Source organism: Pseudomonas sp. HP_01 (genome assembly GCF_055284355.1).
Map to the genome: position 1 here is coordinate 56,264 of NZ_JBTOPV010000014.1, position 21,173 is coordinate 77,436.

The 21,173-nt window shown below is 61.0% G+C and carries 13 protein-coding genes; 2 read left to right on the plus strand and 11 right to left on the minus strand.

What is annotated here, in order from left to right:
- Positions 1–4: 4 nt before the first annotated feature.
- Complete coding sequence (locus tag ACYAR8_RS10750) at positions 5–2,965, minus strand: DUF748 domain-containing protein (RefSeq protein ID WP_463579856.1); 2,961 nt, start codon at positions 2,963–2,965, stop codon at positions 5–7.
- Between the two features lie 111 nt (positions 2,966–3,076).
- Positions 3,077–4,093: a class I SAM-dependent rRNA methyltransferase gene (locus ACYAR8_RS10755; RefSeq protein WP_463579857.1), complete on the minus strand. Its 1,017-nt coding sequence runs from the start codon at positions 4,091–4,093 to the stop codon at positions 3,077–3,079.
- Positions 4,094–4,855: 762 nt separating this feature from the next.
- Between ACYAR8_RS10755 and mgtA the strand changes: the two genes are divergently transcribed.
- Positions 4,856–7,591 carry a magnesium-translocating P-type ATPase gene (gene mgtA / locus ACYAR8_RS10760; protein WP_463579858.1) on the plus strand — a complete coding sequence of 912 codons (2,736 nt, stop codon included), beginning with the start codon at positions 4,856–4,858 and terminating at the stop codon, positions 7,589–7,591.
- 281 nt (positions 7,592–7,872) lie between these two features.
- On the opposite strand, the gene ACYAR8_RS10765 is transcribed toward mgtA, so the two are convergent.
- Positions 7,873–9,051, minus strand: a complete 1,179-nt coding sequence (locus ACYAR8_RS10765) for an acetyl-CoA C-acetyltransferase (RefSeq protein ID WP_463579859.1) — start codon at positions 9,049–9,051, stop codon at positions 7,873–7,875.
- A gap of 302 nt (positions 9,052–9,353) precedes the next feature.
- Between ACYAR8_RS10765 and ACYAR8_RS10770 the strand changes: the two genes are divergently transcribed.
- Positions 9,354–9,923, plus strand: coding sequence for a hypothetical protein (locus ACYAR8_RS10770; RefSeq protein WP_463579860.1), 570 nt, complete (start codon positions 9,354–9,356; stop codon positions 9,921–9,923).
- Between the two features lie 71 nt (positions 9,924–9,994).
- On the opposite strand, the gene pgi is transcribed toward ACYAR8_RS10770, so the two are convergent.
- The 8 genes from pgi to ACYAR8_RS10810 all read right to left on the minus strand — a co-directional run bounded on the left by pgi (position 9,995) and on the right by ACYAR8_RS10810 (position 21,081).
- The gene (gene pgi / locus ACYAR8_RS10775; protein ID WP_463579861.1) at positions 9,995–11,659 is read right to left on the minus strand and encodes a glucose-6-phosphate isomerase; all 1,665 of its coding nucleotides are present in this window, start codon (positions 11,657–11,659) and stop codon (positions 9,995–9,997) included.
- Positions 11,660–12,004: 345 nt separating this feature from the next.
- Positions 12,005–12,856, minus strand: a complete 852-nt coding sequence (gene panC / locus ACYAR8_RS10780; RefSeq protein ID WP_463579862.1) for a pantoate--beta-alanine ligase — start codon at positions 12,854–12,856, stop codon at positions 12,005–12,007.
- Positions 12,853–13,653, minus strand: coding sequence for a 3-methyl-2-oxobutanoate hydroxymethyltransferase (panB, locus tag ACYAR8_RS10785; protein WP_463579863.1), 801 nt, complete (start codon positions 13,651–13,653; stop codon positions 12,853–12,855). The genes panC and panB overlap by 4 nt, the downstream gene beginning before the upstream one ends.
- Before the next feature lie 210 nt (positions 13,654–13,863).
- On the minus strand, positions 13,864–14,346 hold the full coding sequence (gene folK / locus ACYAR8_RS10790; RefSeq protein ID WP_463579864.1) for a 2-amino-4-hydroxy-6-hydroxymethyldihydropteridine diphosphokinase: 483 nt from the start codon (positions 14,344–14,346) through the stop codon (positions 13,864–13,866).
- 6 nt (positions 14,347–14,352) lie between these two features.
- A complete protein-coding gene (locus ACYAR8_RS10795) occupies positions 14,353–15,750 on the minus strand; it encodes a polynucleotide adenylyltransferase PcnB (RefSeq protein WP_463579865.1) in 1,398 nt (465 codons plus the stop codon).
- A 754-nt stretch (positions 15,751–16,504) separates the two neighbouring features.
- Positions 16,505–17,944, minus strand: coding sequence for a sigma-54-dependent transcriptional regulator (locus ACYAR8_RS10800; RefSeq protein ID WP_074892633.1), 1,440 nt, complete (start codon positions 17,942–17,944; stop codon positions 16,505–16,507).
- A gap of 22 nt (positions 17,945–17,966) precedes the next feature.
- Complete coding sequence (locus ACYAR8_RS10805; protein ID WP_463579866.1) at positions 17,967–20,921, minus strand: sensor histidine kinase; 2,955 nt, start codon at positions 20,919–20,921, stop codon at positions 17,967–17,969.
- Positions 20,905–21,081, minus strand: a complete 177-nt coding sequence (locus ACYAR8_RS10810; protein ID WP_002552060.1) for a hypothetical protein — start codon at positions 21,079–21,081, stop codon at positions 20,905–20,907. The genes ACYAR8_RS10805 and ACYAR8_RS10810 overlap by 17 nt, the downstream gene beginning before the upstream one ends.
- Between the last annotated feature and the right edge of the window lie 92 nt (positions 21,082–21,173).

The following is a 21,173-nucleotide window of genomic DNA, read 5'->3' on the forward strand; positions in this document are numbered from 1 at the left end:
ATCATTACTCGCTGTCGAGGTGCAGGGGGCTGATGACGCGGCCGTCTTTCTCCGGCTTGCCAAGGGAGGTGTCGATGAAATACACCCGCTCATCCGCCAGTTGGCCCTTGTCGACCAGATAATCCTTGATGCTTCCGGCCCGCGCCTGACCGAGCTGACGCAACAGCAGCGCGCTCGAACTCCAGGAATTGAGCACCGCCTCGCGCAGCTTGTTCTGACGCTCTTCCTTGCCCAGGTTCACCCACTCGGCAGGCGGTTGCTGTTTCAGGCGGGTGCGATAAATGCCGTCAAGCATCGGCGCCTTTTCATCCGCAGGCACCGTCAGATCACTCGGCTGCGCAGGCACCTTGTCGCCGCGACGCTGAAGAATCTTGTAGTACGTGCTCTGGTATTCGCGCTCCAGTCGTTGCTGCGCGATCAGCGGCCCGTCGCTCGCCTCAGCGCTGGTGCCTTCAATCTCAAGACGCAACGCTGGACGCGCTTTCAATCCTGCCGCCAGCTTGTCCAGCGAAGCCATCGCCTCAGGGCTCAATTCATCAGCCCCTGGCGCGAAGGCCACCGTACCCAAATCCTCGGATCCGCCACCGCCGCTGATCAATCCGCCGATGAATTTGAAAGGCGCCGCTGCAGCCTTCACCACCAGATTGCGCAGGGTCTGCCAGACGATCGGCATGACGCTGAACTGCGGATTGTTGAGGTCACCCGTTACCGGCAGCTCGATGGAAATCTTGCCGTCGGTGTCCTTGAGCAGGGCAATCGCCAGTTTCAGCGGAAGGTTCACCGCGTCCGGGCTGTCGACCTTTTCACCCAATTGCAGCTGCTCGACCACCACCTTGTTCTCAGCCTTCAGCTGGCCTTTGGTGATCAGGTAATGCAGATCCAGATTCAAACGACCCTTGCGAATGCGATAACCGGCGAACTTGCCGGAGTAGGGCGTCAACGTGGTCAGTTCCACGCGCTTGAAGCTGGTCGCGATGTCCAGACTCGCCATCGGGTTGAACGGGTTCAGCGCACCCTTGATGGTCACCGGCGCGTAACGGTCAACCTTGCCGTTGATATTCACCGTCGCAGGTTTGTCCTGGCGGTTATCCAGCGTGCCGATCTTGCCGTTGAGCTGCTGAACGGCCGTGGCGAAGTTCGGCGTCAGGCTGAAGTCGGCGAAGTTGGCCGAGCCGTTGGTGATGTTGACCTCGCCAATGCGAATGCCCATCGGCTTTTCGCTGCTGGCGGCGGCCTTGGCTTTCGGCGCGGCAGGCGCCTGGCCGGCAGGCTGCGGAATCAGCAGATCGTCGATATTGGTCGAGCGATCGTCGGCAATCATGAACCGCGCATACGGCTGATCGACATTGATCGCAGCGATGGTCAGGCTATCGCCCAGCTGGAAATTCAGGCCCTCGACATTCAGTCGCTGCCACTTCACGAAGTCCCGCGACTTGAGCGTGTCGAGGGTGTGCAACTGATCCACCTGCGCCTTGCCGGTAATCCCCAGCGCCAACGGCTCGGTGCTTTTCAGGTCCACCGCCAGATCGCTGTTGAGCATGCCGCTGCGCACTTCCAGACGAATGAACGGCGTGACGTAGGACTGCGCGACACGCAAGTCGATATCGCGGGTGGTGACATTGAGGTTGGCGCGAACCGGCGCCAGATTCACTTCGCCCTCGGCGGTCAGCTTGCCTTGCTTGCCCACGCCGGTGTCGAGCTTGAGCTTGAAGGGCGACTTGTTGAGGCTGTCGAAGCCGGTCAGGTCCAGGTTCAGCGGGCCGACATCAATCGCCACAGGCTCTTTTGGCACCTTGTCGGCGAGATGAATCCGGTAATCGCGCAACTGCGTATCGCGCAGCAACACCTGCCACGGTTTGCTCGGCGCCGCCGGTTTTGCGCTGGCGGTGGTTTCGGTACTGGTAGCAGTGGCGGGCTGCTGTTTTTCAGCCTCAACCTTTTTCGCCTGGGATTTAGAAGGCTGACTGGCGAACAACTTCTGCCAGTCCAGCTCACCGTCCGACTCCCTTGTCGCCCAGGTTTCCAAGCCTTCACTGCGAATCTTGCCGACCGTGACCAACTGCTTGGCCAGATCGATCGACGTGTCGCTCACGCTGAGTTTTTTCAGGCGAGCCAGCGGTCTGCCGTCCGGGGCGTCGATGGCGAAGGGCGCGACACTCAGGGACGTTTTGTCCAGCAACAGCTCGGTTTCCTTGGCCAGACTGAGTTTGTAATGGGTATCGAAATTCAGCACGCCGTCTTTGAGCACCAGCGGCAGCGCGTCGCGCACGTAGGGCCACCAGACTTCCATCTTGCCGTCGGTGATTTTAAGCGTGCCTTCGGACGAGATGGGCACAAGGCTGATGCGCCCGACCCAGTCGATCTGACCGCCGTTAGGTCCGGCGGCAACCAGGGTCATGTCGGCGTTGTCTTCCGGCAGCGTGCTGAGGTTTTTCAGCTCGAAATTCAGCGCGTCGTAGAGAAACTCGATGGGCTCGCTGGGGCGCATGTCCTGGAAATGCACGTACCCGTCGGCCAGCTTGATCTCGCCGATGCGCAGCGGAAACGGTTTGCTTGGGGGCTCGTCGGGTTTTGCAGGTTCGCCGGCGGGCAGCTTGAACAGGCCGGCCAGGTTGAGCGTGCCGTCTTTGGCGAACAGCAGCTCGGTCTTGGGTTTATCGAGTTCGACCGCCTTGAGGTGCAGGGCCTTTGTCCACAGGCTGTCGATTTGCAGATTGGCGTAAAGCCGTGCGAAACCGACTTGCTCCTTGCCCGGCGCCCCGATGTTCAGGCCCCAGAGGGTGACTTCAAGGCTGTAGGGATTGAGTTCCAGACGATCAAGCCTGGCCGGCACGGTGGCGTAATTCGCCAACTGTTGATTGATGATTCGCAATGCAACGCCCGGCAGGATCAGAAACCCCAGCACGCTGTAAATGGCGAAGACGGCCAGCAGGGCGCCGATGGCGCGTTTCAATCCTTTGGGCATGTAAGTCGCCGACTCTCTCGATAGGAGGTCCTTGGAGTATGGCACGCCAATCTGGTTCCGAATCCAGTCGCTTCAATCCTTGTGGGAAATTTCCTTAGGCCAGATCACGCATCACAGCTGCAAGATCAATGTCTTGAGCGGGGGCTGTTGATCCTGTGACGGAAAGTCGGCGCCCGGGGTCAGCACCTGGCAGTCGCGCACCGGCCGGCCGATCTTGCTGGCGCAACGCAGCACTTGCTCGCGCCAATCGTCCAGACTGACCTTCGCCAGATTGTTGCAGCAGATCAGCACACCGTCTTCGGCGGTGGTCAGCAGCGCGGGTTTGAGCAGGCTTTGATAATCGCGCAGCAGATCGACTGTGCCGAACGCGCTCTTGGCCCAGGCCGGCGGGTCCAGCAGCACCAGATCATATTGGCGTTGCTCAAGGCGCACGTAACTTGGCAGCTTGTGGCCACGACGGGAAGCGATGGGCAGCCCGGCCAGTTGGCGAATGGCCGGGAAGTAATCCGACTGGACGAACTCCATGGTCGGCAGCTGCGGATTGAGCAGGCCGTTCTCGCGACCGACGGCCAGATTGCCCTCGGCGAAATCCAGGTTGCACACCTCGCGCGCGCCACCCGCCGCCGCGCTCAGGCCGACGCCGCAGGTGTAGGCGAACAGGTTGAGCACGCTCTTGCCGGTGGCATGTTGCTTGACCCAGCCGCGTGTGTTGCGCAGGTCGAGAAACAGCAGCGGATCCTGCCCGGCATGACGACCGCGCACCCGGTAATTGAGGCCCCACTCATGACCCACCAGATCGGCCAGCGCAGCGTCGTCGGCTTTGTAGATCGGGTCTGTCCGGTCGACCCGCGAGTTGCCTTGGGAGCGGTCGTTGTAAACCAGCATCAGTTCCAGGCCCAGCCGCGCATTGACGGCGGCATGCAGCGACAGCAGGGAATCGAGATCCAGGCTGTTGTGGAAGCTCTGCACCAGCAATTGCGGGCCGTAACGGTCGACGGTCAGCCCGCTCGCGCCCTCCTGGCTGCCGTGGAACAGGCGATAACAGTCGGTGCCTTGGGCGTGCAGTTCCGCCAGCAGGGACTGACGATTATCGAGGGCGACGCTGAGCGCCTGATTCAACGAAGACATGCTCGGCCTTGGGGCAGGAATGAGGGCGTGGGAGTTTATCAGCAAGGCCAATGCCGGTGTTGCCGCCTGTTCGCCAGCAAGCTTCTACGGACTTTCGCACTGCCCTCGCCGCAAACCATTGTAGGAGTGAGCTTGCTCGCGATAGCGGCGTGTCAGACCACATCCTCTTCGCAGACCTATCGCCATCGCGAGCAAGCTCACTCCTACAGAAACTGAGGTGAGTCAGCCGACGTTGGGGTGTCAGATCTGACGCCATTGCGGGCAAGCGCGCTCCTACAAGGGGTGTCATCGCCCGGTTCCTGAACCGTTCCTGAAGACTTCAGCAAAACCCGCACACCCTTCGTGCTGGCGATTTACTCTCATAAAACCCGGGCGTATGCTTCGCCCGTTTTCAACCAATGCGGAGACCCACAGTGGGTACTTGTTCGAGTGACAGACGTCAGCCGGTGATAACGACCGGCCAATCCTCGGCACGATAACGCGCAGTCTTTTCACTGCCGCTATCTCGCCGACAACGTGAGAAGCGGCAGTGCCCGCGGACTCTGATCAGAGCCCGCTCCCCTGTCCTTTCCCTGACGCCCAATCCTGCGTGATGACCGACGTGTCTGTCGTTCGTCTGCGCATCGGACGCGCGTGGCATTTGCTGCGCGGGCCAGCCTGCGGTGCCTGCTCATGAACGAGCGCGGCGCCTGAGGTCGGCCGTACCCGCTCAAGGTTCCTGTGCTTTCAGCTCCAGCAGCCTTCAGTCCAGGGGACATAACCATGAAGTACACCCTCCTGAAAGAATTCCTCGCAGACTTCGTCCGCACCCGCAAACTCGGCCGGCACTTCCGTCGGCTGGCGACGCTCGACAGCGTGGCCGAGGCCACCGTCAGCCGCGAAGTGCCGCCCACCCTCGCGCAAACCCTGACTCGGGGCGCCAGCAGCGATGTGCCTGAGTTGCTCGCACGCCTGAGCAGCCACGCCGACGGCCTCACCGACACCGAAGCGCAAGGCCTGCGCGAGCAACACGGCCTCAACGAAGTCGAGCACGAACAGCCGCTGCCATGGTGGGTGCACCTGTGGCACTGCTACAAAAACCCGTTCAACCTGCTGCTGACCCTGCTGGCGTTCATCTCGTGGCTGACCGAAGACATGAAAGCCGCCACGGTGATTTTTTCCATGGTCGTGCTCTCCACGCTGCTGCGCTTCTGGCAGGAGGCACGCTCCAATCAGGCCGCCGACGCCCTCAAGGCAATGGTCAGCAACACCGCGACCGTCATGCGTCGCGCCGACAGCACCCTCGACGCTGACGATAACGCCCGGCAAAAACGCATCGAGCTACCGATCAAGCAACTGGTGCCGGGCGACCTCATCGTGCTGTCTGCTGGCGACATGATCCCTGCGGACTGCCGCGTGCTCAGCGCCAAGGACCTGTTCGTCAGCCAGGCCGCGATGACTGGCGAATCCATGCCGGTGGAGAAATTCGCCCGGCGTCAGGACGTTGATACGGGCAACCCGCTGGACCTGGAAAACATTCTGTTCATGGGCACCAACGTGGTGTCCGGCGCTGCGACGGGCGTCATTCTGGCCACCGGCAACCACACCTATTTCGGCGCACTGGCGCAGCGGGTCAGCGCCACCGACCGCGCGCCGACCTCGTTTCAGGCCGGAGTCAATAAAGTCAGCTGGCTGCTGATCCGCTTCATGTTCGTGATGGCGCCGCTGGTGCTGTTCATCAACGGCTTCACCAAGGGCGACTGGATGGAAGCGCTGCTGTTCGCGCTGTCCATCGCTGTCGGCCTGACCCCGGAAATGCTGCCGATGATCGTTACGTCGACGCTGGCCAAGGGCGCGGTGTTTCTGTCGCGCAAGAAAGTCATCGTCAAACGTCTCGACGCCATCCAGAACTTCGGCGCCATGGACGTGCTGTGCACCGACAAGACCGGCACGCTGACCCAGGACAAGATTTTTCTCGCACGCCATGTCGACGTCTGGGGCGACGAGTCCGACGACGTTCTGGAAATGGCCTACCTCAACAGCTACTACCAGACCGGCCTGAAAAACCTGCTGGACGTTGCGGTACTGGAGCACGTCGAGATTCACCGTGATCTGCAAGTCGGCACCGCGTTCAGCAAGGTCGATGAGGTGCCGTTCGACTTCAATCGCCGGCGCATGTCGGTGGTGGTGCAACAGCAGCGCGAGCCGCATCTGCTGATCTGCAAAGGCGCGCTGGAAGAAGTGCTGAGTGTGTGCAACCGCGTGCGCCACGGCGATGCCGAAGAAGCGCTGACGCCTGAATTGCTCGAGCGCATTCTGAGCGTCACCGCTGCGTTTAACGAAGAGGGTCTGCGCGTGGTGGCTGTGGCCGCGCGTCCTATGGAGGCAGGCCGCGACACCTACGGCCTGGCTGACGAAAACGACCTGACCCTGATCGGTTATGTGGCGTTTCTCGATCCACCGAAGGAAAGCACGGCGCCGGCCCTCAAAGCGCTGGCCGAGCATGGCGTGGCGGTGAAAGTGCTGACTGGCGACAACGAGCGCGTTACCGCGAAGATCTGCCGCGAAGTCGGGCTGGAGCGCCAAGGCCTGCTGCTGGGCGGTGATATCGAACGCATGAGCGATGCCGAACTGGCCGTCGCGGTCGAGACCACCAACGTGTTTGCCAAACTGACGCCTTCCCACAAGGAGCGCATCGTGCGGCTGCTCAAGGCCAACGGCCACGTGGTGGGTTTCATGGGCGACGGCATCAACGACGCGCCTGCGCTGCGCACGGCCGACATCGGTATTTCCGTGGACACCGCGGTGGACATCGCCAAGGAAGCGGCCGACATCATTCTGCTGGAGAAGAGCCTGATGGTGCTGGAGGAGGGCGTGCTGGAAGGGCGCCGGACCTTCGCCAACATGCTCAAGTACATCAAGATGACGGCCAGTTCCAACTTCGGCAACGTGTTCTCGGTGCTGGTGGCCAGTGCGTTCATCCCGTTTCTGCCGATGCTGCCGATGCACCTGCTGGTGCAGAACCTGCTGTACGACATTTCCCAGATCGCCATCCCGTTCGATAACGTCGATGAGGAACTGCTGAAAAAACCCCAGCGCTGGCAGCCCGCGGATGTAGGACGCTTCATGCTGTTTTTCGGGCCGATCAGCTCGATCTTCGACATCACCACGTTCGCGGTCATGTGGTACGTGTTCGGCGCCAACACCCCTGAGCATCAGACCCTGTTTCAGTCGGGCTGGTTTGTCGTGGGCCTGCTGACGCAGACACTGATCGTGCACATGATCCGCACACCGAAAATCCCGTTCCTGCAAAGTCGTGCGGCGATGCCTTTGATGGTGATGACCGGGGTGATCATGGCCGTGGGGATCTTCCTGCCAATGGGCCCGCTGGCGCACTACTTCAAATTGCAGGCGCTGCCACCGCTGTACTTCGCCATCCTGCCGGTGATCCTCATCGCGTACGTAGCGCTGACCCAGGCGGTGAAGGGGTTCTACGTGCGCAAGTTTGGCTGGCAGTGATCTGCATGTGACGCAGGTCCCACTGACTGACCGCGTGCTTTAGTGGGACCGCGTGCTTTTAGTGGGACTGGCTTTAGCCGGGAAGGCCCCATTCGCTGCACCGCAAAAGTCAGGGTGTTCGCACCGACCTCTTCCCGGCTGAAGCCGGTCCCACTGACTGACCGCGTGCTTTTAGTGGGACCGGCTTTAGCCGGGAAGGCGTCAGGCGTAACACCTCGAAATTGAGGGTGTTCACGCCGGCCTCTTCGCGGGCAAGCGCGCTCCTACAAGAGCCTTTGCTTTTAGCGGGCCAACGCCAGCGCCACGCCTTGTCCGCCACCAATGCACAGCGTCGCCAGGCCTTTCTTCGCGTCGCGCTTGATCATTTCGTGCAGCAGGGTCACCAGCACGCGGCAGCCCGACGCGCCGATCGGGTGGCCGATGGCGATAGCGCCGCCGTTGACGTTGACCTTGTTCATGTCCCAGCCCAACTCTTTGCCAACCGACAATGACTGCGCGGCGAAGGCTTCGTTGGCTTCGATCAGATCCAGCGCCTCCAGCGACCAACCCGCCTTGTCCAGGCAGCGACGGGTCGCGCTCACCGGGCCGATACCCATGATCGCCGGGTCAACGCCAGCATTCGCATAAGCGGTAATCCGCGCCAGCACCGGCAAGCCCAGTTCTTCTGCTTTGCGGGCACTCATCAGAATGACCGCTGCCGCACCGTCGTTCAGCGACGACGCATTGCCTGCCGTGACCGAGCCGTCCTTTTTGAAGGCTGGCTTGAGCTTGCCCAGGGATTCAGCGGTAGTGCCCGCGCGTGGCTGCTCGTCGGTGGCGAAGGACAGCGGATCGCCTTTGCGCTGAGGAATCAGGATCGGGGTAATTTCATCCACGAAGCGCCCGGCCTCGATGGCAGCGGCGGCTTTCTGTTGCGACGAAGCGGCAAACGCATCCTGCGCTTCACGGCTGATGTCGTATTTATCGGCCAGGTTCTCGGCCGTGATGCCCATGTGGTAATCGTTGAACGCATCCCAGAGGCCGTCGCTGATCATCGTGTCGACCATCGTCGCGTGGCCCATGCGCAGACCGGTTCGCGCGCCCGGCATCACATAGTTGGACAGGCTCATGTTTTCCTGGCCGCCGGCGATGATCACTTCCGCGTCGCCACAGCGAATTGCCTGCGTCCCCAGATGCAGCGCCTTGAGGCCCGAGCCGCACACCTTGTTCAGCGTCATGGCCGGCACTGTGAACGGCAAGCCCGCCTTGATCGCAGCCTGACGTGCAGGATTCTGCCCGGCACCCGCCGTCAACACCTGGCCCATGATCACCTCATCCACCTGCGCACCGTCCAGACCGGTCTGCGCCAGCAGTTGGCGGATGACGGCGGCGCCGAGATCCACCGCAGGAATATTCGCCAGCGAACCCTGGAAACTGCCTACCGCGGTGCGGGTAGCAGCAACGATTACGACGTCTTGCATGATGCGAATCCTCAGTGGTGTGCGACGCGGCGCCGGCCCGGGCTTGAAAAGGTGAATAAAACAGCAAGGGCAGCCGGATCAAGGGAGATCATGGTTGCATGAATGACGATGATAATTTAAGCCCTTTGTCGCCTGGTGATGTGGTGACTGCTCAAATGGAGCCCGGGCTTTTTCCTTCGGAAATGTATGACAGAAAGTGTCTCTGATTCCCACTCAGGTTCCGGACCGGGCTGATGTCCGGCACCTGTGAACGCAGTGACAATCGCCGGCCATTCCAGCGGTGATGCTTCAGGAGCCCCCTTTTGTCCAACGATAACCATGGCACTCAAAGCGGCGACAACAGCCTGAACGTCGGCGTCGGCGACTTTCGTGGCGCCAACGTGAACATCAGTCACAACGAGCGCCCGACATTTACACCCGAGCAATTGCGCATTGAGCGCCATCCGGCGTTAGGCGGGCTCAGCGTCGACAGCAAGAACGTTTCCGTCTTCGGTTACATCACCGGGGCGGGCACCATGATCGGGCTCTACTTCACCCTGTACCGGCCGCCCTTTGGCGAGCAGAGCTCGTGGTCAACGTTCTTCATGTTTTTATTCATCGTCGCGGTCACGGCCGTCGTAATGTCAGCCGTGCTTCGTCGACGCAAATTCGAGCATTTCTTCGGCTCCCGGCACTATCTTGAAATCAGCCAGGCAGGGCGTCTGAGGGTGAATCGTCTCACCGCGCAATGCCCATGGTGCGGGTCTTTGATGCACCTTCGCCGCGTCGGCCCCACGGAAGGGCCGCGTGACGATAAGTTCATCTGCGTGCGCAATCCGGCGCAGCACACCGTGCAACTCGACCCGACGGTGCTGCCCGACATAGAAGACTGAGGAACCCAGACGCACGAAACCCGCTGCCTCTCGCGAGACAGCGGGTTTCGAGGGTGTTACAGGACGGCAGATCAGCCGCGGTGACGACCGCGGAAGTAGTTGATCAGGCCCTGGGTCGAAGCGTCTTCAGCGACCGTTTCGTCGGTGCCGACAAGGCGGCCGTAAACGCCTTTGCCCAGCTCCTTGCCCAGTTCAACACCCCACTGGTCGAAGGCGTTAGTGCCCCAGACCACGCTTTGCACGAACACTTTGTGCTCGTACATGGCGACCAGTGCGCCCAGGCGGCGAGGGCTGATGCGCTCGACGACAATGGTGTTGCTCGGACGGTTGCCCGGAATGACCTTGTGCGGCGCGACACGCTGCACTTCTTCTTCCGGTACGCCCTTGGCGCGCAGTTCGGCTTCGGCTTCGGGGCGGGTTTTACCCTGCATCAATGCCTGGCTCTGGGACAGGCAGTTGGCGTACAGCCACTGGTGATGGTCGGACACCGGGTTGAAGCTGACGATCGGCACGATGAAATCGGCCGGGATCATTTGTGTGCCCTGGTGCAGCAGCTGGTGGTAAGCATGCTGACCGTTCGCGCCGACGCCACCCCAGATGACCGGGCCCGTGTCGGTTTTGACCGGCACGCCGTCCTGGCGAACGCTCTTGCCGTTGGATTCCATGTCCAGCTGTTGCAGGTGCTTGGTGATGTTGCGCAGGTAATGGTCGTACGGCAGGATCGCGTGACTTTGCGCGTCCCAGAAATTGCCATACCAGATACCCAGCAAGCCCAGCAGCACCGGCATGTTCTCTTCGAACTCGGCGTTCTGGAAGTGCTGGTCCATGGTGTAGGCGCCGGACAACAGCTCCTTGAAGTTGGACATGCCAATGGCAAGCGCAATCGGCAGACCGATGGCCGACCACAGCGAGTAACGGCCGCCGACCCAGTCCCACATCGGGAAGATGTTTTCTTCACGAATGCCGAACGCAACCGCCGCGGCGTTGTTGCTCGACACCGCGATGAAGTGGCGATACAGCTCTGCTTCGGACCCGCCCTGAGCGAGGTACCAGGCGCGGGCAGCGGTGGCGTTCTTCAGGGTTTCCAGGGTAGTGAAGGTCTTGGACGAAACGATGAACAGCGTGGTCTCGGCGCGCAGCTTCTGAGTCAGCTCGTGCAGCTCGGTGCCGTCGATGTTTGCCAGGTAATGGCAGCGAACGCCTTTCTGTGCGTAGGACAACAGCGCTTCGGACACCAGCTCCGGGCCCAGGAACGAGCCGCCGATGCCGATATTGACCACGTCAGTGATCGGCTTTTCGGTGTAGCCACGCCACAGACCGTCGTGGATGCGCCCGACCAGATCAGTGATCTGGTTCAGCACCTTGTGCACTTCCGGCATCACGTTGACGCCGTTGACCAGCAGCTTGTCGCCCACCGGACGACGCAGCGCGGTGTGCAGCGCAGGGCGACCTTCAGAAGCATTGACCAGTTCGCCGTCGTACTGCGCCTTGATGGCTTCTTTCAGGCCGACTTCATTGGCCAGATTGACCAGCAACTGGCGGGTCTCGGCAGTGATCAGGTTCTTCGAATAGTCGAGAAACAGACCGGCACTGCTGAGCGTGAATTCGTCGAAACGCTTCGGGTCTGCGTTGAACGCGTCGCGCATGCTGAAATCCTGCATCGCTTCGCGGTGATCTTTGAGCGCCTGCCAGGCGGGCAGGGTAGTGACGTCATGAGGAGTGCGGTAGTACGCCATCGCTGCGGGTTTCCTTGTACTTGAACTGCCTTTTGGACACTGAAAAGCAGGATTGGGACATGAATTCGTGGGTGCATCAGAGACTAGTCCCCGGCAACGCCGATGTCTGCGCCTTGCTTTAACCTTGCTCGGTACTTTTTCTCACAGAGTAGAGTTGCTGGTCTGACACGAACTGTATGGGTATGGCATTGCGGGTCTGGCTAAGTTCATCGCCAGCGCCCTGCGAAGGCCAGGCCTGCGCTGCACCACCGGTTTTGCGCAGTGAGCATAGGCGCAGATGGTGATCCGATCACGTGACTTTTGCTTTACACATGACCGGGCGCATCCTTCAGCAGGGTGTACTGGTTATTCCTTGACCAGATGCAGGTTGTCGATCAGGCGCGTCTTGCCCATGAACGCCGCGCCCAGCACAACCAGATCATGATCATCCGGGGTCGCAGGGCGCAGGCTGACTGCATTGCGAATCTCCAGGTAATCAGGACGAAAGCCCGCTGCTTCGAGGGCTTTGACGCCATCGCTGACCAACTGCTGGTGATCCTGCTGGCCATTCTGCAAGGCCGTGCCGATCTGTTTGATCACGCGGTACAACGCAGGCGCTGCAGTGCGCTGTTCGTCAGTCAGGTAGCCATTGCGCGACGACAGCGCCAGGCCGTCGGCGGCACGCACCGTGGGTTCGCCGATGATCTGAATGGGCATGTTCAGGTCACGCACCAGCGCGTTGACGACGGCCAGTTGCTGGAAATCCTTCTGACCGAAAATCGCGATGTCCGGCTGCACCATGTTGAACAGCTTGCTGACCACCGTCGAGACGCCGTCGAAGTGACCAGGACGGCTGCCGCCACACAGACCTTCAGACACCACCGGCACGCGCACGATGGTCTGATCGGCCATGCCATGGGGATACATTTCCTCCACCGTTGGCGTGAACAACAAGTGGCACCCGGCCTGAAGCAATTGCTCCTGATCGGCGGCGAGTGTGCGGGGGTACGATGCCAGGTCTTCGTTGGGGCCAAACTGAAGCGGGTTGACGAAGATGCTGGCGATCACGAAATCAGCGCGTTGAACGGCTTTGGTGATCAGGGCGATATGGCCGCTGTGCAGATTGCCCATGGTGGGCACCAGGGCGATGCGTTTGCCTTCGCTGCGTGCGCGGGCGACGACGGCGCGCAACTCGCGAACGGTTTTGACTGTGTTCATGCCGAGAATCCGTGTTCTGGGGCGGGGAAGCTGACGTCCTTGACCGCGCTGACATAAGCGGCGATCGCCGACTGGATGTCCGGCTGACCGGCCATGAAATTCTTCACGAACTTGGGCACACGTCCGGTGATCGACAGGCCGAGCATGTCGTGAAGCACCAGCACCTGACCGTCTGTGGCGCTGCCGGCGCCGATTCCGATCACCGGAATTTTTACGGCATGGGTGATTTCCTGGGCCAGCTCGCTCGGCACGCATTCCAGCAGAATCATCGCAGCGCCGGCCTGTTCCAGGGTAATCGCGTCGGCCCGCATCTGCCGCGCCTGTGACTCCTGACGCCCCTGCACTTTATAGCCGCCCAGCACGTTGACCGCCTGGGGCGTCAGGCCCATGTGGGCGCACACCGGAACGCCGCGCTCGGCCAGCAGCCGGATCGAGTCGGCTAGCCACGCCGCACCCTCGATCTTGACCATGTGTGCGCCCGTTTGCATCAGCGTGGCGCTGTTGGCGAAGGTCTGCTCGGGAGTGGCGTAGGACATGAACGGCAGATCTACCAGAATCAGCGCGCCCTGGTTGCCGCGTTTGACGCCGGCCACGTGGTACGCCATTTCAGCGGTGGTGACGGGCAGCGTGCTGTCGTGGCCCTGAAGGACCATGCCCAGCGAGTCGCCGACCAGCAGCACTTCCACGCCGGCCTGGCTGGCGGTGTGGGCAAAAGTCGCGTCGTAGCAGGTCAGCATGGTGATTTTTTCACCTTTCTGCTTCAGAGCCAGCAGGGACGTAACGGTGATATCGGGCATGAAAAGTCCTCATTCAGGCGCTGTGAATACTGCGGCGAGCAACGCGTGATTCATCTTGGGAGGCAGGCACATCGTCGTTTCGCGATGTTTGCAACGGCCTGATCCGCGCCTTTCGGCCGGTCGTCCGGCTTTGGGACGCTTATCTTCGTGAGGAGGGGGCGGGAAGTCAATTCCGGGTGTTGCAGGTTTCAACGTGCCCGCAGAGCGGCCTCAGCTCGGCAATCGCTCCAGGCCTTCGAACGGGCACTGGGCAAGCAAATCATTCAGCTCGCGGCCATCACCAAGGGTGAGCCCCGGCGCCAGTTCGGCCAGTGGATACAGCACAAACGCGCGCACCTGCATCTGGTAATGCGGCACCTTCAGTCGCGGCTCATCAATGACGCGATCGCCGAACAGCAAGATGTCGAGGTCCAGCGTGCGCGGTCCCCAGCGTTCGAGGCGCTTGCGGCCCTGATCGTTTTCGATGCCTTGCAAGGCGTCGAGCAGCGCGAGCGGGGGGAGTGAGGTGTCGATCGCCGCGACCGCATTGGTGTAACGCGGCTGACCCGGCAACAGCGAGTCGCTGACATAAAAAGAGGAAACGCCGGACAGGCTGCTTTGCGGTAACAGGCCCATGGCCTTGATCGCTTCGCGCAACTGTTCGGCGGGGTCGGCCAAGTTGCTACCCAGGCCGACGTAAACGCGCTCGATCATCGGGTGTTATTCCGCCCCGTCGACGCCGGCGCGTTTGCGCTTGCCGCTGTTGCTTCGACGACGTTTGCGCGGGCCCTGGCCGGTCGCGTCGGGCTTGCTGCCCAGGTCACGAATCATGTCGCGGCGTCCGGAATCATTGGCGTCCTGGTAGTCCGTCCACCATTCACCCAGGCCGTCGGTTTCTTCGCCAGCCGACTCACGCAGCAACAGGAAGTCGTAGCCGGCACGGAAGCGCGGGTTTTCCAGCAGGAGGTCGGCGCGTTTGCCCGAGCGGCGTGGCAGACGTTCCTGCATGTCCCAGATCTCGCGGATCGGCATGGTGAAACGTTTCGGAATCGCGATCCGCTGGCACTGTTCGGTGATCAGCTCGTGAGCCGCTTCCTGCATGGCCGGTATCGGCGGCATGCCGCGCTCTTGCAGACGCAGCACGCGGGCGGGCAGGGCAGGCCACAGCAGCGCTGCAAACAGGAATGCCGGCGTCACCGGTTTGTTCTGCTTGATGCGCAGATCGGTGTTGGCCAGCGCGTCGCTGATCAGGGTGTGGGTGTAAGTCGGGTTGTGTTCCAGCGCTTTGGAGCTGGCCGGGAACAGTGGCTCGAACAGTTCGAGATCGACGAGCATCTCGAACGTCGCCTCGGCGTAGCCCGAGAGGAACAGCTTCAGCACTTCTTCAAACAGACGCGCCGAAGGGATGTCGCGCAGCATGGGCGCCAGCGGGCGAATCGGCGTGGCGCTGTGCTTCTCGATGCCGAAATCCAGCTTGGCGGCGAAACGCACGGCCCGCAGCATGCGCACCGGGTCTTCCTTGTAACGCTGCTGCGGATCACCGATCAGACGAATCAGGCGATTGCGGATGTCGTGCACGCCATTGGCGTAATCGAGGACGCGTTCGGTGACCGGGTCGTAATAAAGGGCGTTGATCGTGAAGTCCCGACGCTGGGCGTCGTCTTCGAGGGTGCCGTAGACGTTGTCACGCAGAATGCGCCCGCTCTCGTTGCGCGAAGACTGGTTGCTGTCTTCATCTTCGTCGTCGATCGGGTGATTGGCGCGGAAGGTCGCGACTTCGATGATTTCACGGCCGAAATGGATGTGAACCAGCTTGAAGCGGCGGCCGATGATACGGGCGTTGCGAAACTCGGCGCGGATCTGCTCGGGCGTGGCACTGGTGGCGACGTCGAAATCCTTGGGCGTGATGCCGAGCATCATGTCGCGGACACAGCCGCCAACCAGATAGGCCTGGTAGCCGGCGGTCTGCAGGCGCTCGACGATGTTCACCGCGTAGCGGCTGAATTGATTGCGTTGCAACGAGTGCTGGCTGCTGCTGAGCACTTCAGGCGTTGTGCGCACATGTTGCTGCGGCTTGCGCAGTGGGGAACGGAATGACTGGAACAGCTTCTTCAGCATGGGAGGCACTGTTTGAAGGAATATTCGGCCAATTTCGAAGAGTGACCGCACGATGGGCGGGGATTCTAGCATTTAGTCGAGGGATGGTGTAGGAGGCAGCGCGATAGGTGCGTGCGGGGCTGGCTGCACAGCGGGTGCGGAGTATCGAGCGGGGAAGGGGTTTACTGCAGATGCTACTGGGGGAGCCGAAGCTCCCCCAAAGTGCGTGCTCTTATTTTTATTGTCTGATGGGCTTTTTATTGTTGTTGACCGCCCAATTCACGGCTTTCGCCTGTGAAACCTCCCAATCGGGAGTCAAGAGCAAACGGATTGCTTTGGTCGCTGTGCGGCAGTGATCTATCGATCCAACCAGTTCAGGCTCTACCTAAGGGTAGTTTTTGTTGTTCTCGGCCTGGTTGCGGGACAAGTCCCAAATGCAACGCCTCTCCAAAAGAATCAGTTAGCTGCGCCTCCGCCGTGTTGTTCTTGTTATGCGTGAGTCGTTTCGTCTTGTTTTTATTATGTTGGTTTTGCGGGTGACTGATTTTTGTTGTTCTTGTACGGATACATATAGCAGTACCTGTGCCAACTTTCGAAAAACGCGCTACACGCCTCTGAATTCAAGGGTGTGGCAAATTGACGCTATTTTGCGCGGGCGAAAAAAAACCGGGGGTTCGTTACCGTACGCCCCGGTTTTGTTACGTCAGCTTTTATGAGGTAACAGTTTTTTCACATTCCCCGTAACCCGCGTGCCAGAGCCTGCGCAGGGAAGCGCTTACGTTTCGCTGGCCACTCCGGTCTTGCGTCGCGGAATGCCCAGGCGTTGGCGACGCTCCCACAGGCACTTGCGGCTGACCCCCAGCTTGCGAGCCAGCTCGGTTTCAGTCATGTGGTCCTGATGCTCCAGGACGAAGTGCTGGAAATAGTCCTCCAGCGACAAGTCCTCGGTAGGCTCTCCAGCTGTGGAGCTCGACGAGCCTGACGCCTGGGGCGCAAGGCCGATGAATTCGTTGACGTCGAGATCGCTGAGTTCGATATCAATGCCCAGCAGCTCTGCAGAAATGTCCGGGCTCTCGCACAGGATCACCGCGCGCTCGACCGCATTCTCCAGTTCCCGCACATTACCCGGCCACGAATAGTGCCGAATCGCTTGCTCGGCATCCGGTGCAAAACGCAGGTCATTACGACCGGCCTTGAGGCTTTGCCGCGCCAGGAACGCATTGGCGATTTCATTGACGTCCGCGCCGCGCTCACGCAATGCGGGCAGTTTCAGCGCGATCACATGGAGGCGGTAGTACAAGTCTTCGCGGAACTGGCCGACTTTGGCCAGGCTCTTGAGGTCGCGGTGAGTCGCAGCAATCAAACGCACGTCGACTTTCTGCGACTGCACCGAGCCGACGCGGCGAATTTCGCCTTCCTGCAAGACGCGCAGAAGTCTCGCCTGAGCTTCCAACGGTAGCTCGCCGATCTCGTCGAGGAAGAGGGTACCGCCATCCGCCGCTTCGACCAGACCGGCACGCCCGGCGCTGGCGCCGGTGAACGCGCCTTTTTCGTGACCGAACAGCTCGGATTCTATGAGCGATTCCGGAATCGCTGCGCAGTTGACCGAAATCATCGGGGCCTTGGCGCGACGCGACAGGTTGTGCAGCGCGCGGGCAACCAGTTCCTTACCCGTACCGGACTCGCCTTGAATCAGCACGTTGGAGTCAGTCGGCGCGACTTTGCGAATCTTGTTGTACATGTCCTGCATCGGCGGGCACGAGCCGATAATGCCGATCTCGCCGTTGCTGTTGTCCGGACCGGCTTTGTCACCGGTCGAAGTCTTGCTGGTGGCGGCGCGTTCGGCCTGCATGCTTTGCAGTGTCTGGCGATCACGCAGGATGCGCGAGACGGCCTGAAGCATCTCGTCGTGGTCGAAGGGTTTGGCGATGTAATCCACCGCGCCCATTTTCATCGAGTCCACGGCCGAGCGCAGGCTGGCGTAACTGGTCATGATCAGCACGGGCTTGCCCTGGCCGAGCTTGATCAGCTCTGTGCCGGGCGCGCCGGGCAGACGCAAATCGCTGACGATCAGGTCAAACGACGGGATGCTGAAACGTTCCTGAGCTTCCTGCACGGATCCGGCTTCGCTGACCTGGTACTGATTACGTTCCAACAGTCGACGCAGGGCGGAGCGGATGATGGTTTCGTCTTCCACGATCAAAATGTGAGGCATTGATTCGGTTCTCTCGACGGTCTCAGTTCACGGCGGACGTCGCTTCGACATGTCGCGGTAAGGTCACCCGAATACGGGTTCCGCGTTGGTGCTCGGGGTCAGCCGGGCTGTCGATGGTGATTTGTCCATAATGCTCTTCAACGATGGAATAGACCAGCGCGAGCCCCAGTCCTGTTCCTTCGCCCGGATCCTTGGTGGTGAAGAAAGGTTCGAACAAGCGGTCCATGATGGCTTTCGGAATACCGCTGCCTTCGTCTTCGACGATCAGATCGACCGTGTGTTCGGAGGCCTCGCTTTTCACGCGCACCGCACTGCCCGCGGGCGATGCGTCCCGGGCGTTTGACAGCAGATTGATCAACACCTGTGCGAGCCGCTGTGGATCGCCGTCCACCCAGTGGTTAGGGTTGCACAGGTTATAGAACTGCACTTCGAAATTGCGCCGGTTCAGCGCCAGCAGACCAATGGCGTCCTGCGCCACCTCTGCCAGGCACACGGGTTCGTCGGCATGTTGATGCCCGCCGGCGTGAGCGAAGCTCATCAGTGACTGCACGATGCGGGAAACGCGCTTGGTCTGCTCGATGATCTGGCTGCTGATTTCCGTCAGCTCGCTGTCTTCTTCGCGCTCTTCGCGCAGGTTCTGCGCCAGGCAGGCAATGCCGGTGATCGGGTTGCCGATTTCGTGGGCAACACCGGCCGCCAGTCGGCCAATGCTCGCAAGTCGTTCGGAGTGCACCAGTTTGTCTTCGAGCATCTGGGTGTCGGTCAGGTCTTCAACCAGAATCACCAGCCCGCTGTTGCCCGGCGCGAGCGGCTCATCGATGGCGGCCTTGTGCAGGTTGAGCCAGCGAGTCTGCCCGTCCAGGCCCAGGCGCTGCTTGTGCAAGTGCTCGTCAGGGACATTGATGAAACCCAGCAGGAGCTGCTTCCAGGGATCGACGATGGTCTCGAGCCGTGACCCGACGACGCGCTGAGCGCCGATGCCGGTCAGCTCTTCCATGGCCTTGTTCCACATCAGGATCTCCTGATCCTTGGCCAGGGAGCACACCCCCATCGGCAGTTCTTGCAGGGTCTGGCGGTGATAACGGCGCAGGGCGTCGAGTTCGGCAGCCAGGCCGGTAAGGCGGGAGTGGTAATCCTCGAGGCGGCTTTCGATGAAGTGGATGTCTTCGGTGACGTAGTTCTCGCTGCCGGACTTGTACGGCAGGAAAGTTTCGACCATGTCCTGCGCTACGCTTGGCCCCATCAGCCCGGAAAGGTTGGCTTCGATGCGGTCGCGCAAACGCCGCAGCGCATAAGGGCGACGCTCGTCGAACGGCAGATAAAGATCCCGCAACGCCTGTTCGACTTCCTTCTGCGCAGCTTTCGCGCCCAGTGGTTTGGCCAGTTGGGTGGCAAACTCCTGGGGGGAGGCTGCGTGCAGTTCGCGACGCTGTGGACGGCGAACGTTGTCCACCGCGCAGGCCTCGGCCGCACTTGCCTCTTCGGGGCTGGGATTGCTGAACAGTGAAATCAGGGTGAACACCAGCACGTTGGCCGCCAAGGAAGCGATCGCCGCCATGTGCCAGCTGGTGTCATCCAGCACGTAAATCATGTTCAGCAGCGGGATGTAGAACCCCTGGAAGTCGCCGATCAGCGGCAGCAACATGCTGATGGTCCAGACTGCGATGCCCGCAATCAGCCCGGCCATGAAACCGCGGCGGTTGGCGGCCGGCCAGTACAGCACCGACAGCACACCTGGCAGGAACTGCAATGTCGCAACGAACGCGACGATGCCCAGATTCGCCAGGTTCTGCTTGGCGCCGAGCAATAGATAAAAGCCAAAGCCGGCCATGATGATTGCGACAATCAGGCCGCGCCGGGTCCACTTCAGCCAGCGATAGATATTGCCTTCGGCAGGCGGCTGGTAAAGCGGCAGCACCAGGTGGTTCAGCGCCATGCCGGACAGCGCCAGCGTGGTGACAATGATCAGCCCGCTCGCAGCGGAAAGCCCGCCGATGTAGCCGAGCAACGCCAGGGTCTTGCTGTGGGCAGCGATGCCGATGCCCAGGGTGAAATATTCAGGGCTGGTAGTGGCGCCGAGTTTCAAACCGGCCCACAGCACCAGTGGGACCGCCAGACTCATCAGCAGCAGAAACAGTGGCAGACCCCAACTGGCGCTGACCAGCGAGCGCGGATTGAGGTTTTCGGTGAAGGTCATGTGATACATGTGCGGCATCACGATCGCCGAGGCGAAGAACACCAGCAGCAGCGTGCGCCAAGGGCCTTCCTGCAATGGCGTATGCAACGCCGCCAGTGCGCTCTGGTTTTGCAGCAGCCACTGCTCAAGGCTCTGCGGCCCATCGAACACGCCGTACAGCGCGTAGAGACCGATGCCGCCGATGGCGACCAGCTTGATGACCGACTCGAAGGCGATGGCGAATACCAGACCTTCGTGCTTCTCCCGTGTGGCGATGTGGCGCGAGCCGAAGAAAATGGTGAACAGCGTGATCAGTGCGCAGAACGCAAAGGCCACGTAGTTGCGCACGGGTTCGCGGGTGAGGATGCCGATGGAGTCGGCCACGGCCTGGATCTGCAGTGCCAGCAACGGCAACACGCCAATCAGCATGAAGATGGTGGTCAGTGCGCCCGCCCAGGTGCTGCGAAAGCGGAACGCAAACAGGTCGGCCAGTGACGACAGCTGGTAGGTACGGGTGATCTTGAGAATGGGGTAGAGCAGGACGGGGGCGAGCAGAAAAGCGCCGGACACCCCCAGATAACTCGACAGAAAACCGTAGCCGTATTCGTAAGCCAGCCCCACCGTGCCGTAAAACGCCCACGCACTGGCGTAGACGCCAAGTGACAGCGTGTAGGTCAGGGGGTGACGGATGATCCAGCGCGGGATCAGGCCACGTTCGCTGATCCAGGCAACGCCGAACAGCACCGTCAGGTAGGCGGCGCTGACCAGAATCATCTGGGTCAGGCTAAAGCTCATCGGCATCTCGTTGGCTCTGCAGAATGAAGGTCACGACGATCAGGATCAGCCACAGCATGTACGGCCTGTACCAGGCACCCGTGGCGTCTATCCACCAGTCCATGATGGCCGGGGAAAACAGATAGATGCCCACCACCAGCAGCAGGACCAATCGATAAATGTACATTTGGCCTCCCAGTTGACTGATCAGAAGATGGCGGAGCGGCATGGTAACGGATGGCGATGGGGCTGCAAGCGACGTTTGCGCCAGCTTTGTCC

Coding starts and splice junctions, on each gene's coding strand:
- ACYAR8_RS10750 (WP_463579856.1), bottom strand. CDS start 2,965: ATGCCCAAAGGATTGAAACGCGCCATCGGCGCCCTGCTGGCCGTCTTC.
- ACYAR8_RS10810 (WP_002552060.1), bottom strand. CDS start 21,081: ATGTACATTTATCGATTGGTCCTGCTGCTGGTGGTGGGCATCTATCTG.
- mgtA (WP_463579858.1), top strand. CDS start 4,856: ATGAAGTACACCCTCCTGAAAGAATTCCTCGCAGACTTCGTCCGCACC.
- ACYAR8_RS10795 (WP_463579865.1), bottom strand. CDS start 15,750: ATGCTGAAGAAGCTGTTCCAGTCATTCCGTTCCCCACTGCGCAAGCCG.
- ACYAR8_RS10805 (WP_463579866.1), bottom strand. CDS start 20,921: ATGCCGATGAGCTTTAGCCTGACCCAGATGATTCTGGTCAGCGCCGCC.
- folK (WP_463579864.1), bottom strand. CDS start 14,346: ATGATCGAGCGCGTTTACGTCGGCCTGGGTAGCAACTTGGCCGACCCC.
- ACYAR8_RS10765 (WP_463579859.1), bottom strand. CDS start 9,051: ATGCAAGACGTCGTAATCGTTGCTGCTACCCGCACCGCGGTAGGCAGT.
- ACYAR8_RS10755 (WP_463579857.1), bottom strand. CDS start 4,093: ATGTCTTCGTTGAATCAGGCGCTCAGCGTCGCCCTCGATAATCGTCAG.
- pgi (WP_463579861.1), bottom strand. CDS start 11,659: ATGGCGTACTACCGCACTCCTCATGACGTCACTACCCTGCCCGCCTGG.
- panC (WP_463579862.1), bottom strand. CDS start 12,856: ATGAACACAGTCAAAACCGTTCGCGAGTTGCGCGCCGTCGTCGCCCGC.
- panB (WP_463579863.1), bottom strand. CDS start 13,653: ATGCCCGATATCACCGTTACGTCCCTGCTGGCTCTGAAGCAGAAAGGT.
- ACYAR8_RS10800 (WP_074892633.1), bottom strand. CDS start 17,944: ATGCCTCACATTTTGATCGTGGAAGACGAAACCATCATCCGCTCCGCC.